The organism is Nocardia bhagyanarayanae (assembly GCF_006716565.1).
In the GTDB taxonomy this organism is placed as follows: domain Bacteria; phylum Actinomycetota; class Actinomycetes; order Mycobacteriales; family Mycobacteriaceae; genus Nocardia; species Nocardia bhagyanarayanae.
In genome coordinates, this window is record NZ_VFPG01000002.1 from 70201 (window position 1) to 86221 (window position 16021).

Sequence of the window (16021 nt, forward strand, 5' to 3'; positions counted from 1 at the left end):
ACGGACCGGTGCTGCCGCGCGGGACGGGTACTGGCATGCTGACCGGCATGATCACACTGCGGTACCAAGGGGCACGCCTGCTGGCGGGGATTTCGGCGGGCGTCTTGCTGCTCGCCGGTTGTGGCGGGAACGACGACGCGGCGTCGAATTCGGCCGCGCCGACCACCCCGCGCGACCAGCTACTGCTCTCGGAGTCCGAATTCCCGGCCGGTACAAAGAAAGTCGATCTGCCCAAGGACCGGCTCGAGACGGCGGCCGCCGATCTCGCTGGCACCCAACAGAGTTCGACCATCACCCCGGCCGACTGCGCGGACACGCAGCAGGACCTCGGCACGGCGACCAAGAACCTGCTCGCCGACGCGGCCGTCGCGGGCGCCACCGATGACAAGGCCGGGCTGATGTTCGTCGAGTTCGTCGCGGGTCGCACCGCCGACCTGGCGAAGATCACCGACGGCAACAAGAAGTGCGGTGAGGTGAGCGCGACCTCCACGGTGGAGGGCAAGCAGATCACCTCGGTGGTCAAGGTGGAGAACCTGGACGCGCCCGCGGGGCTGAACGGCGCCGAGGCGATCGTCTACAAGTCGGTGAGCACCTCCACCGTCGGCGCGGGCAAGCCGCTCACGTCCACCGCCTACCAGGGCATGGCCGTGCTGCGAGGCACCACCGTCGTGGTGCGCGTCGCCGCGCTGAAGGACTCGCTGGACGAGGCCGCGTTCGAGAAGTTCTTCCTCGACGCCGTCGAGAAGGTGCGCAAGGCGGCGTAGTCAGCCCGCACGGCGCAGGGCGGTCGGCGTGCGCCCCCACCAGCGACGGCAGGATCGGGTGAAGGTCGCCTGTTCGGCGAAGCCGAGTAGCGAGGCGATCTGGCTCATCGGCATGTCGGTGGTGGTGAGATAGCGGCGGGCTTCGTCGCGGCGCACGTCGTCGAGCAAGGCGGCGAAGGTGGTGCCCTCCGCCGCCAACCTGCGCTGCAAGGTGCGCGGATGCGTGGTGAAAAGCCTTGCCACCGCGCCTATTTCGGGTGGTGTCGTGCCGAGCAGCTGGCGCAGCGCGGCGCGCACCCTCGGCACGATCGATGCGCCGGTGTCGGCGGTCTGCTCGGCGAGGAAGGCCATGGCCAGCCGGTGCAGGTTCTGGTCGCCGCCCGAGAGCGGCCGGTCGGCGAGGGCGCTCGGCATCCGCAGAATCGCCGCGGACCGGCCGACCCGAACCGGTGCGCCGAAGAACTCCTCGTAGGCGCTCAGCGGTGCGGGCGGGTGGTAGGGCAGTTCGACCGAACGCAGGCCGTAGCGTTCCTCGGCCAGCCGCTGGATCGCGCGGTGCAGGAAGCCGAGGCCCAGGTCGGTGCCCTGGACCGGGGCGGGCAGGTCCGGCGGGCCGCCGTAGCGCAGCGCGATCACGCCGCGGTCGCCGTACGGGTCGGCCGCCAGGGCCAGGCTCAGCGAGCGCGCGTGCACGAACAGGTAGCGCGAGGAGCATTCGAGCGCGTCGGCGAGGGTGGGGGAGTTGCGGATCGCCAGCGCCAGCGGGCCGAGCATGTCCAAATCCTGGCGGTGCGCGATGCGCAGCCCGAGGTCCGGGCAGGCGAGTCGATGGGCGGCCAACTCCAGGACCGCCGCAACGGCCTGGTCGGGAACGAGTAGATCGTCCGCGTCCAAGGCGGCAGCGGGTAGGCCCACCGCCGCGGCGTACTCCTCGGCATTGCCGCCCAGCTCCGCCACGGTGGCGCGGAAGCCGCGCAGGCCTGCGGACCGGATGACGGACATGTCGTTCAGAATCAAATAGTTGTCGCGTGAAGTCAAGAAGACGGTCGATCGGATCCGCACACTGGAGGCCATGACCGACACCGCAGTCGCACCGGACCACCTCGATGTCGTGATCGTCGGCGCGGGCCTGTCCGGCATCGGCGCCGCGTACCGGCTCCAGACCGAATGCCCCGGCAAGAGCTACGCCGTACTCGAGGCGCGCGATGCGCTCGGCGGCACCTGGGATCTGTTCCGCTATCCGGGAATTCGCTCGGATTCGGACATGTTCACCCTCGGCTACCCGTTCAAGCCCTGGCGCGACGCGAAGTCGATCGCCGACGGGCCCTCGATCCTGCGCTACATTCGCGAGACGGCGACCGAGAACGGCATCGACCGGCACATCCGCTTCCGCACCAAGGTGATCTCGGCCGACTGGTCCAGCGCCGAGTCCCGGTGGACCCTCACCCTCGCCGAACGCGACGCGGCGGGCAACACCGTCGAGCGCACCCTCACCTGCGGCTTCCTCTACACCTGCGCGGGCTACTACGACTACGACCGCGGCCACGCGCCGGAGTTCCCCGGCGCCGACAGCTTCGCGGGTCGGATCGTGCATCCCCAGCTCTGGCCGGAGGACCTCGACTACGCGGGCAAGCGGGTCGTGGTCATCGGCAGCGGCGCGACCGCGGTCACGCTGGTGCCTTCGATGGCCGAAGAGGCCGAGCTGGTGACGATGTTGCAGCGCAGCCCGACCTGGATAAGCGCGGTTCCCGGCCGCGACAAACTGGCCGACAAGATCCGCGAACTGCTCCCGCCGCGCCCGGCGCACCGGGTGATCCGAACCAAGAACATCCTGTTCGGCATCGGCTTCTATCAGTACTGCCGCCGTCGCCCCGAATCCGCGCGCAAGCTGCTCACCGGTCTCACCAGTCGCATCCTCAAAGACGAGCGGGCCGTGGCCGAGCACTTCACGCCCAGCTACGACCCGTGGGACCAGCGGCTGTGCGCGGTGCCGGACGCCGACTTCTTCAAGGCGATGAAGAAGGGGAAGGCGGAAGTGGTCACCGACCACATCGACACTTTCGTGCCCGAAGGGATCCGGCTGAAGTCCGGGCGCGTGCTGGCGGCCGACATCGTCGTCACGGCGACCGGGTTGCGGCTGCTCGCCTTCGGTGGCATCACGCCGCACGTCGACGGCGTTCCGGTGCGGTTGTCCGAGCAGTTCGTCTGGCAGGGCGCGATGCTCACCGGCGTACCCAACTTCGCGGTCTGCATCGGGTACACCAACGCCTCGTGGACATTGCGCGCCGACCTGACCTCCCGGCTGGTCTGCAAGGTGCTGCGGCACATGGACGCCAACGACTACGCGGCCGTCGTCCCCGAGCCGGATCACGTGCTCACCGAGCATCCGCTGCTCGATCTCGCCTCCGGATACATCCAGCGCTCCATCGACGAGTTCCCGCGCCAAGGCGAGCGGCATCCGTGGAAGGTCCGGCAGAACTATCTGCTGGATTCGGCCACTACTCTGCGCACCAACCTGAACAAGACGCTGAAGCCGACGCCGCGCACCCACCGCGTGCCGGTGCCTGCCGCGGCACGCTGATCGGAATCCTCACCCGAAACGGGTGAGGTATTCCGCCGGTGCAGCCGCTGGGATGGACCTTCAGGTTTCTCCTTCGCGGAAGGGAATGCAGATGACCACACCGGAAACCCGACACCCGGTTCGCCAGGGCATCGCGGCGGGCACCTCCATCGGCGCCGCGATCCTGCTGCTGACCGTGGGCGTACTGCAGATCTTGGAGGGCATCTCGGCCGTCGTCGACGACGAACTGTTCGTCGTCGGTGCCGAGTACGTGTACCAGTTCGACATCTCGACCTGGGGCTGGATCCACATCGTGCTCGGCGTGATCCTGGTGATCTGCGCGATCGGCCTGATGACCGGAAGCACTTGGGGCAGGGTCGCGGCGATCGTCATCGCGGCGCTCGCCATCATCGCGAACTTCCTGTCGCTGCCCTACTACCCGTACTGGTCCATCCTGATCATCGCCCTCAGCATCGTCGTGATCTGGGCGGTGTCGACCTGGCGTACCGACGAATACTGACGGCCGCGGCTCGGTCTCTATGGTGGGGCCATGGCCAAGGCGATCGCCGTCGGCCGCGCGCAGTGGCTCGGTTACCGCTGGCGCGGCCACGGCCTGAACGGGCGAACCAACGGCGGGTTGCTGGACGACCTGCTACTACTCGGCTTCCAGGACGGCCGCTTCGGCGGCGCCGCGTACTCACTGCGCCAGCGCACCGACCGCATCGGGTCGACACCGCTCGCCCGTGCCATCGACCCGGCCGGTCCGCTGGTGACCTGGTGGTCGCTGCGCGGCGCCCCGCACGCGCACCGACTCGCCCAGCTGGACGTGTTGCGCGACGCACTCGCGCCGCGCACCTCCGACGAGGGCGGCGCGGCGCACGTCGAGGCCGTCGCCGAGGTCGCCGCGGCGCTGCGCGCGGTCGTCACCGGACCGACCCCGAAATCCGCCGCCAGCACCGCGGTGACCGCGCGCGTGTCACCCGGGCTGACGCGCTGGTGCGACCGCTGCCGCGCGACGCACGTGCCGGACGGTCTGTTTCGCGCGGCAGGCTGCCACGCCCAGATCGTGCTCGGCCCGGAGGTGAACCGCGCGACCATGCTGTACCCGACCCCGGATCACCCGGCGGTCGGCGTCCAACAGCCGCGCCTCGCCTTGCTGCGCGCGTTCTTCCGGGTGAACGGCCCCACCACCCGCCCCCTCTTCCGCGATTGGCTCGGCGTCGGCGTCGACGAGGCGTGGGGCGAGGTTGCGGGCACGCTGGTGCGCGTGCAGGTGGACGACCGGCGGTACGAGATGCCGGAATCGCTCGTCGACGCGGTGTTGGGGGCGGTTGCGCCGGAAGGTGTGGTGCTGGTTCCGCCCGGGGATCCGTATCTGCGGCAAGCCGATCGGGCTTTGCTGGTTCCGGATAGTGCTCGGCGGCGGGAGGTGTGGCGGGCGTTGTCCGCACCGGGGGCGGTGCTGGTCGATGGGGAGGTTGTGGGGGTTTGGCGGTACCGGCGTGGGGAGCATCGGATGGTGGTGAGTGCGTTCGAGAAGCTGAGGCGTGGGCGCCGGAAAGCGGTGGAAGGGGATGCGGTTGGGTTGACCGGGGATGAGAGGTTGCGGTTCGAGTGGGAGTAGGTGTCGACCGCTCTGAGGCTGTGCGCCACAGCATGTTGCTTTACCTACTGAGCTGGTGGGCGCGCCTACCTCTCCAGATCCCGGCGCAGCCCTGACATCGACCCGAAACCACCGGAGGCCAAATTGCGAGCCGAAACCGCCGCGGGCCAAATTGCGAGCCGAAACCGCCGCGGGCCAAATTGCGACCCGAAACCGCCGCAGGCCAAATTGCGACCCGAAATCGACGGTAGTCAAATGGCGGCTAACCAAGATCAACTAACCACCATATGACTACCGTCGAATCCATTTCCCTATCGACGGTAGTCAAATGGCGGAAGCCCCCTAGACAACGCAACAGAACAACCCACCCGAACACCTCGAAACGCAACCACAGCCGGTCGACCACGCCGGAACCCGAACCCACGCCCCCCAACAGCGGGAGGTAAGCCGGGTACGGCACCCAACGCGCCCAGCACTGCTCAGAGGTAAACCTTGGTAGGCCAGGCTATTTGGGCTCGTGAACCTTGGGCATCACGTTCCCCAACGCGACCCGCCACCGAACAAGCCGACCCAACCACCCCGACCCCCAGGCGCACCCCGACCGCGCTATCGGCGCGAACCGAACGCCGCACCGGCAGTCACCCAACGCCGCCCTGGCTCCCTGCCCCGATCTGCGTGTCACGAAACCGAATGCTGCGCTGCGACCCCTTAGGCATCCCACGCCCACCGGCGCATCGGCACTCCAGGCCCACCCGGTAGCCGACACGGTTGACCTTCATGTTGGTTGAGACTCCATGATGGCTCGGTGCGGAGTTCCAGGATCGAGGAGTTGATCACCATCGGCGCGTTGGCGCGGGCCAGCGGGCTGACGGCGAGCGCCCTGCGGTTCTACGGCGACTGCGGACTGCTGGTCCCCGCCGAGGTCGACGCGGTGACCGGATACCGGTATTACACGCGGTCGCAGTGCGAGCGGGCAGTGCTGATTCGGCGACTGCGGGGCATCGAGCTGTCGTTGGAGGCGATCACCGAGGTCTTGTCGGGCGATCCGAGCCGCGCCGAACGGTTGCTCGACGCGCACGTCGCCGAGCTCGCGCGCCGGGCCGACGCCGCCGCTCGGGTAGCGGCGCAGGTCAAGCGAGCCCTCGGCGCCGGGCACGGCATCGCGGTACCCGCTGCGGATTTGGCGCGCGCCATCGGGCAAGTCGGCACCGCCGCGGCGATCGACGACACCGTGCCGGCGCTCGCAGGGATACTGGTGGAAGCGGATTCGACCGCGCTCACCCTCACTGCCACCGACCGCTACCGGCTTTCGACACGCACCCTCGCACCGCTGCGGGACGGCGGCGAAGAGTGGTCGGTGGTAGTCGAAGCCGCGACGCTCGCGCCGTTGCGCCCATGGCTGGACTCGATCGAGGAAGTGGTCCTCGCGCCGAGCGACTCCGGAATCGCATTCGCCAGCGGAGAAATCGAGCACCGCTGCACCGGAATCGAGCAACCATTCCCCGACTACCGTGCCGTCCTCGACGGGCTGTCCCCGGTCCGTACTCGGATGCTGGTGGCCCGCACCGCCCTGCTCGACCTGCTGGAAACGGCTGCCGACACCGTCGTGTGCACCATCGACGCGTCCGGCCTCGCGGTCTCGAGTGCCGTCATCGGCACCCGGCTGCCCGCCGTTGCCACCGGCGCACCAGACGCCACCACGTGCGCCACGGATAGCTTCAGCCTCGCAAACTCGCGGGCCATCACGGAGGCCCGCCCACCTGTCGTTGCAACCGGCGCAGCTGACGCCACCACCTGCGCCACCGACGGCTCCGGCCTCGTCGTCTCGGCCGCCGCCATGGAAAACCAGCTGCCTGCTGTCGTCACCGGCGCAGCTGACACCGTCGCGTGCGCCAGCGACGAGCCCGGCCCGGGGGTGGCGGGGGCCGTCACCGTCACTCGATTACCCGCTGTCGTCACCGGAGCCCCGATGAAGCTCGCGTTCCGGTCCGAGGTGTTGCGCTCCGCTGTGGCGAGCGCCCTCGGGCCGGATCTGATGTTCGATCTCGCCGCAGCCGACCAGCCCGTCGTTGTCCGGTCGGCGACCGACGGTGATCTCACCACTCTCGTCATGCCCACATTCGTACCGAGCACGGAGGACCACACCCGATGACCGATCAGACCGACGCCACCATGGATGCCATTTCCCGCGCTGTCGAACTCGGCCGCGCGGGCGACCGCGATGCCGCTCGCACCACGCTGACCGAACTCTGGACCGAACTCGGCCCGCAGGGCGATCCCTTGCACCGCTGCACCCTCGCGCACTACCTCGCCGACCTGCATGACGACGCCGCGCAGGCCCTCACCTGGGACATCCGCGCGCTCGACGCCGCAGACAGCCTCACCGACGAACGCGTCCACCGTCACCACGCGGGGCTCGATGTGCGCGGCTTCTACCCCTCCCTGCACCTGAACCTCGCCGACAACTACCGCCGCCTCGGCTCCTTCGAAGCCGCCCGGCAGCAGATCGAGGCCGCTCGCGAGTGTCTGCACACGCTGGGACAGGACCAGTACGGCAGGATGCTGCGCACCGCCGTGGAGGAAGTGGCGGAGGCGATCCGGGATGGGCGCACCGAGCCGAGGGCGTCCGCTCCGCGCTGAATCGTGCTCCTGGTGGCCTGTAGCCTGTACGGCTGGGTAAATGTTGGACTGGCTATCGGGGCGGATGTACAGCGCTCGGGTTTCGAGTGATCGGCAATCCGGTGAGACGCGTGGTTGGGGACGTCGGGTTCGGTGGCGGGTCGCGTTGGGGGACGTGATGCCCCGGTCGGCGGGTCCAAATAGCTTGGCCTACCCAAGTTTTCCTCTGAGCGGGGTGCGTTGGGTACGGCTTGTTCGGTGGCGGGTCGCGTTGGGGGACGTGATACCCCGGTCCGCGGGTCCAAATAGCCTGGCCTACCAAGGTTTACCTCTGAGCAGTGCTGGGCGCGTTGGGTGCCGTACCCGGCCTACCTTCCGCAGTTGTCGAGCGTGGGTTCGGGTTCCGGCGTGGTCGACCGGCTGTGGTTGCGTTTCGAGGTGTTCGGGTGGGTTGTTCTGTTGCGTTGTCTAGGGGGCTTCCGCCATTTGACTACCGTCGATAGTGAAATGGATTCGACGGTAGTCATATGGTGGTTAGTTGATCTTGGTTAGCCACCATTTGACTACCGTCGATTTCGGGTGGGCGAGCGAAGGGGTGTGGTGGTGCGGGCATCAGCTGTGAGGTGAGTTCGCGGGCAGCCGCAGGGCGCGAGTGGTGACCACACGCTACCCGGGCAGTTTCCCGTGGAGGCGCGCGTTGTCCTCGAGGCGTTTCTGTTCTCGCGCGAGGACGCGGCTCACTCCGCGCAGGGCGGTGATCTGTTCTTCCACGCGGACTCGTTTGTCGGCCGGCAGGCGAGCGCCGTCGGCGCAGTCGATGTCGCGGGCGCGTACTCCGTCGAGATCTGCCGAATCTCGTTGAGCGAGAAGCCAAGCGACTGCATGTTGCGCAGTAGCCGCACTTCCCGGACCAAGGACTCGGGGTACTCGCGGGAGTTGTTGCTCGAGCGGTGCACGTCGCCGAGCAGGCCTTGGCGTTCGTAGTAACGCAACGTGTGCCTGCCCACGCCGGTGCGTGTTTCCAGTTCGTAGATCCGCGAAGCCACGGGACCGCCGACGTGCGCGATCCACTGGCGCATGTTCAGACGCAACGACAACCCGGCTGTCCGTTGGTTCGTGCTACCGCTGGCTCGGCGGACGATGCGCAGACGCGCCGGCGCAGCACCGCGCAACGTCGCACGCCGAGTGGACGATGCCGCGGCGTAACAGCCGACGAGCGGTGCGAGCGACACCATCCGTTCCCGCCAACCAATCGGTGTCCGGCCACCGAGTCGCGGCTTCGAGCCGCGATCTCCGGGGTGTGGCAAAACCGCTCCCCGAGCAATTCGGCTCGATGAGGGGTCACGATCCGAAATTTTCGCACCGCATTGTGCTGCGTGTTCTCGAACCGGCTGACGCCGGCGGCAAGAACAAGACTGTTTCTTCACGAATTGTCACCGCATCCTGGGGCGACCCATTGGGCGAACAGGAGAACAGCTCATGTCGACCGCGCAGAATGCCGATGCGCCCCTGCACCTTTCGGGGAACAACGCGCCGATCACCGAGGAGGTGACGGTGGAACCGGCCATGGTGATCGGAGCGATTCCCGAAGACCTGAACGGGGTGTATCTGCGTAACGGACCCAACCCGCGCACGGGTTGGTCGCCGCACTATTTCTCGGGCGACGGCATGGTCCACGCGGTGGCGTTGCGCGGCGGACGTGCTCGCTGGTACCGCAACCGGTATGTGCGCACCCCCTTGTTCGCGCATCCGGGGCAGTCCCGGCTCGCCCTGGCCTTCGACCGCGACAGCGGAAAGGTGGACTACCGCGTTACCACGGCGAACACCCACGTGGTCGCGCATGCGGGTCGGTTGCTGGCACTCGAGGAAGGCGGGTTCCCGTACGAGATCACGCCGGAGTTGGAGACGGTGGGACCCTTCACATTCGCCGACGCGCTGCACACTCCGATGACCGCGCATCCCAAGATCTGCCCGAGGACCGGGGAGTTGTTGTTCTTCGGTGTCCGACAGCGTCCACCGTTTCTGACCTATTACCGCGCCGCGGCGACCGGTGAGCTGCTCCAGACGCAGGTGGTGCCCGTGCCGCGCGCGACGATGATGCACGACTTCGCCATCACCGAAACCTACGCGATCTTCATGGACCTTCCCGTGGTGTTCGACCCGGCCTCGTCCGGGATGCCTTGGCGATGGGACGACCGGCACGGCGCCCGTTTCGGTGTCATGCGCAGAGACGGCGGGCAAGTGCGCTGGTTCGACGTCGAACCTTGCTACGTGTGGCACACCATGAACGCGTTCGAGACGGACGGCGCCATCACGGTCACCGGCTGCCGGGTACCCACGCTGTGGCGAGGTGGTTCCGATGACGTGGGTGGCGGACTCCCGCGCTTGCATCGCTGGCGGCTCGATCCGAGCACGGGCTCCGCCACCGAGCAAGCACTCGACGACGCGGCGATCGAATACCCGCGAGTCGCCGATGCCGATGTCGGACAGTGCAACCGCTTCGGGTACGTCACCAGCTTCTCGATGGAGGCCGAACCGGACCACTCGGAAATCTACAAATACGACTTCGCCGGAGCGGTCTCGCGCCGAGTACACCGACTGCCCGCCGGACACACCTGCGGTGAAGCGGCTTTCGTCGCACGCGCCGGCGCGGCGGACAGCGACGACGGATACCTGATGACTTTCGTCCACGACCGCTCCCGCGGCACCAGCTACCTGGCGATCCTCGACGCCGCCGACCCGGCTGCCCGACCGATCGCGGAAGTGCACCTGCCCGTCCGGATTCCGACGGGGTTCCACGGAAACTGGCTGCCCGACCACTGACGCCGACCCACCTCAAGACCGATGCACCCGCCCGTGCGGCTCCGCGCAATGCAGATCCGCCGCCACCGAATCCAACTCCGACACGTGGTCGACCTGCAACGTCGTGTGCTCCAACCCGAACTCCGCGAGCAATACCCGCTCGATTTCCAGCCGCACGGCGTGGCAGTCGGCTCGATCGTCGACCAGGATGTGCGCCGACAGCGACGGCTCGCCCGAGGTGATCACCCACACGTGCAGATCGTGCACCTCGCTGACCTGCGGAAGGGTGACGATTCGCGCGCCGATGGCGTCGGGATCGAGGTGGGCGGGCGCGGCTTCCAGGAAGATCCGCCCCGATTCGCGGACCAGCGCCCACCCGGCCTTCACCATCAGCGCGGCGACGACGAGTGCGGCGATGGCGTCGGCGCGGGGGTAGCCCGCCAGCCACACCACCGCGCCCGCGATGGCCGTGCCGATGAACGCGTACATGTCGTTGAGGATGTGCTGGAAGGCGCCTTCGACGTTGAGGCTGGTGCGGTTGGCGCGGCTGATGCACCACGCGGCGATGATGTTGACGACGATGCCGATCAGCGCGGTGACGAACACCAGTGGGCCTTCGACGTCCGGCGGATGGATCAGCCGGTTGACGCCCTCGTAGACGAACCACGCCGCGAGCAGCAGCAGGGTGATGCCGTTGGCCTGCGCCGAAAGGATCTCCGCGCGCTTGTAGCCGTAGGTGTACTGCCCGCGCGCCGGCCGCTTGGACAGGCGGATGGCGATCAGCGCGAGGACGATCGATGCGGCGTCGGTGAGCATGTGCGCGGCGTCGGTGATCAGTGCCAGCGACTGCGCGAGCAGACCGACCACCACCTCCGCCGCCATGAACGCGACGATCAGTGCCAGCGCGATGCTCAGCCAGCGTGGGTCGGAGTCCGCGGACACGCCGTGGTCGTGGTGGTGCCCGTTGCCGTGGTCGTGGCTGTGATCATGGGAATGCCGACGATCCCCGGCGCACTCGGGCTCTTCCGCCGCGGTGTTCGTCGGTCGCGGCGACCCGCACTGATCTCCCATGGTCGAACGTTCCTTCCGTTTCGGACGGCTGCCGCCGCATAGCCTAACCTATCTTGCAGACATGCGCATGTCTGCATTCGTGGGTGTAGAACGGTTGCCGGGCGGGTACCCGCATCCGGGCGCGCTACTGCGCTGCGCAACTGTGATCTTCTGCGGTGCACTGTCGTTCGGACCTGCGGTTACGATGCGGACGCACCTCGTGGGTGATCGACCGAACCATCCGCGCGGTGCGCGCCTTCCGGTCACTCGGAAGGCCCGACACAAAGGGGTATTCGATGGACAGGCCGGCGTGGGCGCCTGAGGGCGTCGATATGCAACAGGCGAGCCCGGCACGGATGTACGACGCGCTGCTGGGCGGCTCGCACAACTTCGATGTCGACCGCAAGGCTGCCGAACTGGGCAAGCAGCTCGTTCCCGACCTGCCGCGAGTCGCACTGAGCAACCGGGCCTTCCTGCGCAGGGCGGTGCGCTTCCTGGTCGACGCGGGCGTCCGCCAGTTCCTGGACATCGGCTCGGGCATTCCCACGGCGGGCAACGTGCACGAGGTTGCGCAGCAGATCGATCCCGAGATCCGCGTCCTCTACGCCGACATCGACCCTGTCGCCGTCGCGCACTCGAAGGCGATCCTGCACGGCAACGACCGCGCCGCGGCGATCGAGGCCGATCTGCGCAAGCCCGAGGAACTGCTCGGCAAAGTCCGCGAGACCGGGTTGATCGACTTCGAGCAGCCCGTCGGTGTGCTGATGGTCGCGGTGCTGCACCTGCTCTCCGACGACGACGCGCCCGCCGAGCGGGTCGCCGCGGTGCGCGACGCCGTGCCGAGCGGTTCCTACCTGGCGATCTCGCACCTGACCTCCGAGCTGCGGCCCGAGGACGCCGCACAGCTCGGCGCCAACGCGGCCCAGCAGAGCAAGATCGGGATTCACTTCCGACCCGCCGCGGCGATCACGGCTATGTTCGACGGATGGGACCTGGTGGAACCGGGTGTGGTCGAGCTACCCGCTTGGCGCCCGGAATCCGAGCGCGATCATCACGAGGCGCCCGGCCGATCGCTCGGCCTCGCGGGCGTGGGTCGCAAGGGCTGAGGCGGAAAGAGTAGTGGGTCTGCGCGAGCTGGCGTTGCGATGGGCGGACGCGCTCGACGGCGTCGTCGCCCCTACGCTCACGCGGACCGAGACGGAAGCGATGCTCGCCGATCTCGCCGAACTCCTCGTCGCGGCCATCCGCGGCGACGCCGACCTGCGCAACGCGCACGACGCGGCCGTGGTGCTGGTGGCCGCGAACTATCGCGACCCGCTCGTCGTCAGCCGTTCGATCGCGATGATCTGCCACGACATGGTCGAGGAGATCTGCGCCCCCGGCGACCTCGGCTACGAACGGGTGCGCGATCGCGCCGTCGCCGTGGCCGCCGAGTTCGCCGCGGGCTGCACCGGTGCGTTGCGCGCCGCCGCGCTCGTCGAACAGGAGACGACCCTCGGTGCCGCGCTGGCCGCGGCACGAGACGCCGAGGCGCGGCGGCAACTCTCGGAGGCCCGTTTCGAGGCGGTGTTCGCCGGCGCCTCGGTCGGCATCGGCACCGTCGACGTCACCGGACGCGTTCTCGCCGTGAACGCCGCCTTCGCCGAGATGCTCGGCCTGCCGCAGGAACACATGCCCGGCCGCTCGGTGGCCGATCTGCTCGGGCCAGCCAACATCGGCCACGCCTACAGCCAGTTCCGTCGCATGCTGGCCGGGGAAACCGATCGGTTCCGCTTGGAGACCCCGCACATGCGCCCGGACGGGGAACTGGCCCACATCGACCTGTCGATGTCGGCCGTTCGCGACGCCGACGGGCGGATCCAATTCCTGATCGGCGTGGCCGTCGACGTCACCGAACGCAAGCAGCTGGCCGACCGGCTGTGGCACGACGCCCACCACGACGATCTGACCGGCCTGCCCAATCGGCTGCTGTTCTTCGATCGGCTCGCGGGCGCCGTGCCGCCGATCGGCCTGTGCTACCTGGACCTGGACGGTTTCAAGGCCGTCAACGACGAGTGGGGGCATACCGTCGGTGATCGAGTGCTGCACGAAGTGGCCCAGCGCCTGCGCGCCGCCGCCGAGCCGCGCGCCGGACTCGCGGCCCGCATCGGCGGCGACGAGTTCATCGTGCTGATCGAGCGTTGTGCGGGAGAGCCGCAGCTGGCGGCGGTCGCGGACGAACTGCGCGCCGCGCTGGCGATGCCGCTGCGAGTGGCCGGGCATCCCGTGCACGTCGGCGCCAGCGTCGGCATCGTCTACGAAATCGACCGGCCGAGCGCTGTCGACGCGCTCATGCACGCGGTGGATACCGCCATGTACCGAGACAAGGCGGGTCGCTCGTCGCGCGGGCCGCAGTCGGCCTGACCGATCACCGGACCGGTTCGGCCAGCGAACTGTCGCCCGCCGCGGCGATCACCGCGCCGTCCTGGCTGATCAACCAGCGCCCGCACACGCAGCGCAGATAGCGGACGGCGCCGTGCGCGGACACGACGGTGGGGGAGGGCCAGGCGCAGGAAGGGCAAGTGGCGGACATGATCTCAGCCTGATGTAATGGCTTTGTGCATTTCAACCCTTACGGCGGCACGGCGGCGGAGCTGGCCGCCCGCCTGGTGAACGCCGACCCGGAAATGGACCTGCTCGAGGTGCTCGACGCGGCGGGATACAAGCCGCTGGGTTCGCTCGACGCGGCGCAGACCGCGGAATTGCGCCGCTGGATCGCGCGGCTCGCGGAGGTCTTCGACGCGCCCTCGGTGCCGCAGCTCAACGCGCTGCTGGCCGAAACGACCAGTCGCCCTTACATTTCCACCCACGACGGTCGTCCGCCGCACCTGCACTACGCCCACGAGGACGCGCCGACCGACGAGCGGGTGAAGGCCTACACGGCGGCCGGGCTCGCGGCGCTGTTCTGCGAAGACCCCGAGCGCATCGGCCGCTGCGCGCGGCCGGGTTGCGCGATGGTCTTCGTGGACACCTCCCGCAACGGTCGGCGCCGCTTCTGTTCGACTCGCTGCTCGAACCGGGTGCACGTCGCCGACCACCGGATGCGTCGCTCGGCGTGACCCCGCCGGGCCGAACTCAGTTGGTGACGAGCGGTCCATGCAGCTGGAAGTGCGGGTGCTCCTCGGCGCGCGTCCAGCGTCCGTAGGTCGCCTGGCCCGTATCGTCGTCGCGCTGGATCGGGCTGACCCAGGTGCGGCGCGGAATCTGGCCGCCGCTGCGCGGGCCGTGCGTCACCAACGGGACCTGCCTGGCCACCAGGTAGTAGTCCTCGTCGGAGCCCGTCTCGGGCAGGTATTCGCACAGTTGCTCGGCCGCGTCGCCGAGATCTGCGCCCGCCACCACGCCGTGGCGCGGACTCGGGCCGTCGGCCTCGACGACGACCGCCGAGACCGCCCACATGCGGTTGCCCGGCAAACGCCCGCCGGGTCCGTCGGGGTCGGTAATGGTGCGATGACGCGGTTCGGTGGTGTCTGCCGCCTCGGCCGCGTACGCGTTCTCGATCATCCTGCACCTCCGGTGGGGACGCGGGTCGGCCGGACCGGTGAGCTGTGATCGATCATCTTGCCTCCCAACGTAATCAGAAGAGAACAGCCGGTCATAGGTCGGGACAACTTGTGTCCGAGGTCAATTCGGCAATTACGAGGAGAACTGACCTGCAAAACAGTGTATAGCCCCGACGCGGCCGCTGTGACCGAACCGTCCGGTCGACGTGGTGAATCACGTTCCCCAGCATCATGATTCAACCGTCGCGGCGCTGCGGAGCGTTACCTCCAGGCGTGAAGTGCCCGCACTCGCAAATCACAGGCAATCGCTGCCACTGATCGAATGTGTTCGATTGGCTGCGCGATCGTGCGCGATCAGGCGGTGCCGTTGAGCCGTCCGGCCACCTCGGGCAGCCGATCGATCATCGCGATGGTGAAATCGGCGAGCAGATCGATCAGGCCGTCGCGGTCGACGTCGAGTCCGCCGTCCAGCCAGACGAGCACGAGTTCGGCGGCGCCGCCGGTGATGAGCTGGGAAGTCGCGGCGACCGCGGTTTCCTGACCCTCGGGGAGATCCAGGACGATGCGGGTCTGCTCGATGATGGTGGCGGCGACCGTGCGCATGCCCGCGAACCGGGTGCGCATCAGCGCCTCGTTGCCGTAGGCCTGCGCGAAGACGATCTTCGCTCGGCGCGGGTCGTCGGTGAGTTCGGTGATGAGTGCCGCCACACCGGCCCGGATGCGCTCCGCGGGCGAGCCTTCGGTCTCGGCGATGGCCGTGCGGGCTCGATCGAGCGCGGAACGCTGCACCTCGAGCAGAAGCTCGGCGGCCAGCGCGTCGAGATCGGGAAACGCCTCGTAGAAGAATCTTGGACCGACCTTGGCCTGTTCGCAGACCCCGCGCACGGTGAGCGCCGCGAGGCCCTGCGTGCCGACGATGGCCAGCGCGGCGTCGAGCAGCCGCCTGCGCCGATCCTCGCGACGCTCGGCGCTGGACACCCCGCGGTACGTGCCGGTGAATGCGCGAGTCACGCGGCCAGCTTGGCACAGCACAAGTTGGGAAACAAACGTGTACGGAAACGTACGTTTCCGATATCGTCGA

16 protein-coding genes are annotated in these 16021 nt (G+C 68.4%); 10 read left to right on the forward strand and 6 right to left on the reverse strand.

Annotation, left to right across the window (positions count from 1 at the left end):
- Positions 1–47 precede the first annotated feature (47 nt).
- Positions 48–764 carry a DUF5642 family protein gene (locus FB390_RS27135; RefSeq protein WP_141812109.1) on the forward strand — a complete coding sequence of 239 codons (717 nt, stop codon included), beginning with the start codon at positions 48–50 and terminating at the stop codon, positions 762–764.
- Here FB390_RS27135 and FB390_RS27140 read toward each other — a convergent pair whose 3' ends face one another.
- Positions 765–1766, reverse strand: coding sequence for an AraC family transcriptional regulator (locus tag FB390_RS27140; protein ID WP_141812110.1), 1002 nt, complete (start codon positions 1764–1766; stop codon positions 765–767). It lies immediately after the preceding gene.
- Positions 1767–1836: 70 nt separating this feature from the next.
- Between FB390_RS27140 and FB390_RS27145 the strand changes: the two genes are divergently transcribed.
- The 5 genes from FB390_RS27145 to FB390_RS27165 all read left to right on the forward strand — a co-directional run bounded on the left by FB390_RS27145 (position 1837) and on the right by FB390_RS27165 (position 7567).
- Positions 1837–3345: a flavin-containing monooxygenase gene (locus FB390_RS27145; RefSeq protein WP_141812111.1), complete on the forward strand. Its 1509-nt coding sequence runs from the start codon at positions 1837–1839 to the stop codon at positions 3343–3345.
- Positions 3346–3430: 85 nt separating this feature from the next.
- Positions 3431–3844, forward strand: coding sequence for a DUF7144 family membrane protein (locus FB390_RS27150; RefSeq protein WP_141812112.1), 414 nt, complete (start codon positions 3431–3433; stop codon positions 3842–3844).
- 30 nt (positions 3845–3874) lie between these two features.
- On the forward strand, positions 3875–4948 hold the full coding sequence (locus tag FB390_RS27155; RefSeq protein ID WP_141812113.1) for a DNA glycosylase AlkZ-like family protein: 1074 nt from the start codon (positions 3875–3877) through the stop codon (positions 4946–4948).
- Positions 4949–5732: 784 nt separating this feature from the next.
- Complete coding sequence (locus FB390_RS27160) at positions 5733–7079, forward strand: DNA polymerase III subunit beta family protein (RefSeq protein ID WP_185757292.1); 1347 nt, start codon at positions 5733–5735, stop codon at positions 7077–7079.
- A complete protein-coding gene (locus tag FB390_RS27165; protein WP_141812115.1) occupies positions 7076–7567 on the forward strand; it encodes a hypothetical protein in 492 nt (163 codons plus the stop codon). The genes FB390_RS27160 and FB390_RS27165 overlap by 4 nt, the downstream gene beginning before the upstream one ends.
- A gap of 716 nt (positions 7568–8283) precedes the next feature.
- Here FB390_RS27165 and FB390_RS27170 read toward each other — a convergent pair.
- Positions 8284–8625, reverse strand: a complete 342-nt coding sequence (locus FB390_RS27170) for a MerR family transcriptional regulator (protein ID WP_221639424.1) — start codon at positions 8623–8625, stop codon at positions 8284–8286.
- Positions 8626–9025: 400 nt separating this feature from the next.
- Here FB390_RS27170 and FB390_RS27175 point away from each other — a divergent pair, with 400 nt between their 5' ends.
- The gene (locus FB390_RS27175; RefSeq protein ID WP_141812116.1) at positions 9026–10369 is read left to right on the forward strand and encodes a carotenoid oxygenase family protein; all 1344 of its coding nucleotides are present in this window, start codon (positions 9026–9028) and stop codon (positions 10367–10369) included.
- Positions 10370–10381: 12 nt separating this feature from the next.
- Here the strand turns inward: FB390_RS27175 and FB390_RS27180 are convergent, their stop codons facing one another.
- A complete protein-coding gene (locus FB390_RS27180) occupies positions 10382–11290 on the reverse strand; it encodes a cation diffusion facilitator family transporter (RefSeq protein WP_246124398.1) in 909 nt (302 codons plus the stop codon).
- A gap of 404 nt (positions 11291–11694) precedes the next feature.
- Between FB390_RS27180 and FB390_RS27185 the strand changes: the two genes are divergently transcribed.
- Positions 11695–12504 (forward strand): SAM-dependent methyltransferase, encoded by an 810-nt coding sequence (locus FB390_RS27185; protein ID WP_141812118.1) that lies wholly within the window; start codon positions 11695–11697, stop codon positions 12502–12504.
- A gap of 13 nt (positions 12505–12517) precedes the next feature.
- Positions 12518–13801 carry a sensor domain-containing diguanylate cyclase gene (locus FB390_RS27190; protein ID WP_141812119.1) on the forward strand — a complete coding sequence of 428 codons (1284 nt, stop codon included), beginning with the start codon at positions 12518–12520 and terminating at the stop codon, positions 13799–13801.
- Positions 13802–13805: 4 nt separating this feature from the next.
- Here FB390_RS27190 and FB390_RS33765 read toward each other — a convergent pair whose 3' ends face one another.
- Positions 13806–13970, reverse strand: a complete 165-nt coding sequence (locus FB390_RS33765) for a hypothetical protein (protein WP_185757293.1) — start codon at positions 13968–13970, stop codon at positions 13806–13808.
- Between the two features lie 25 nt (positions 13971–13995).
- Here FB390_RS33765 and FB390_RS27195 point away from each other — a divergent pair, with 25 nt between their 5' ends.
- Positions 13996–14496 carry a CGNR zinc finger domain-containing protein gene (locus FB390_RS27195; RefSeq protein ID WP_141812120.1) on the forward strand — a complete coding sequence of 167 codons (501 nt, stop codon included), beginning with the start codon at positions 13996–13998 and terminating at the stop codon, positions 14494–14496.
- A 16-nt stretch (positions 14497–14512) separates the two neighbouring features.
- Here FB390_RS27195 and FB390_RS27200 read toward each other — a convergent pair whose 3' ends face one another.
- Both FB390_RS27200 and FB390_RS27205 read right to left on the reverse strand, forming a co-directional pair.
- Positions 14513–14941, reverse strand: coding sequence for a hypothetical protein (locus FB390_RS27200; protein WP_141812121.1), 429 nt, complete (start codon positions 14939–14941; stop codon positions 14513–14515).
- 353 nt (positions 14942–15294) lie between these two features.
- On the reverse strand, positions 15295–15951 hold the full coding sequence (locus FB390_RS27205) for a TetR/AcrR family transcriptional regulator (RefSeq protein WP_141812122.1): 657 nt from the start codon (positions 15949–15951) through the stop codon (positions 15295–15297).
- Positions 15952–16021 lie beyond the last annotated feature (70 nt).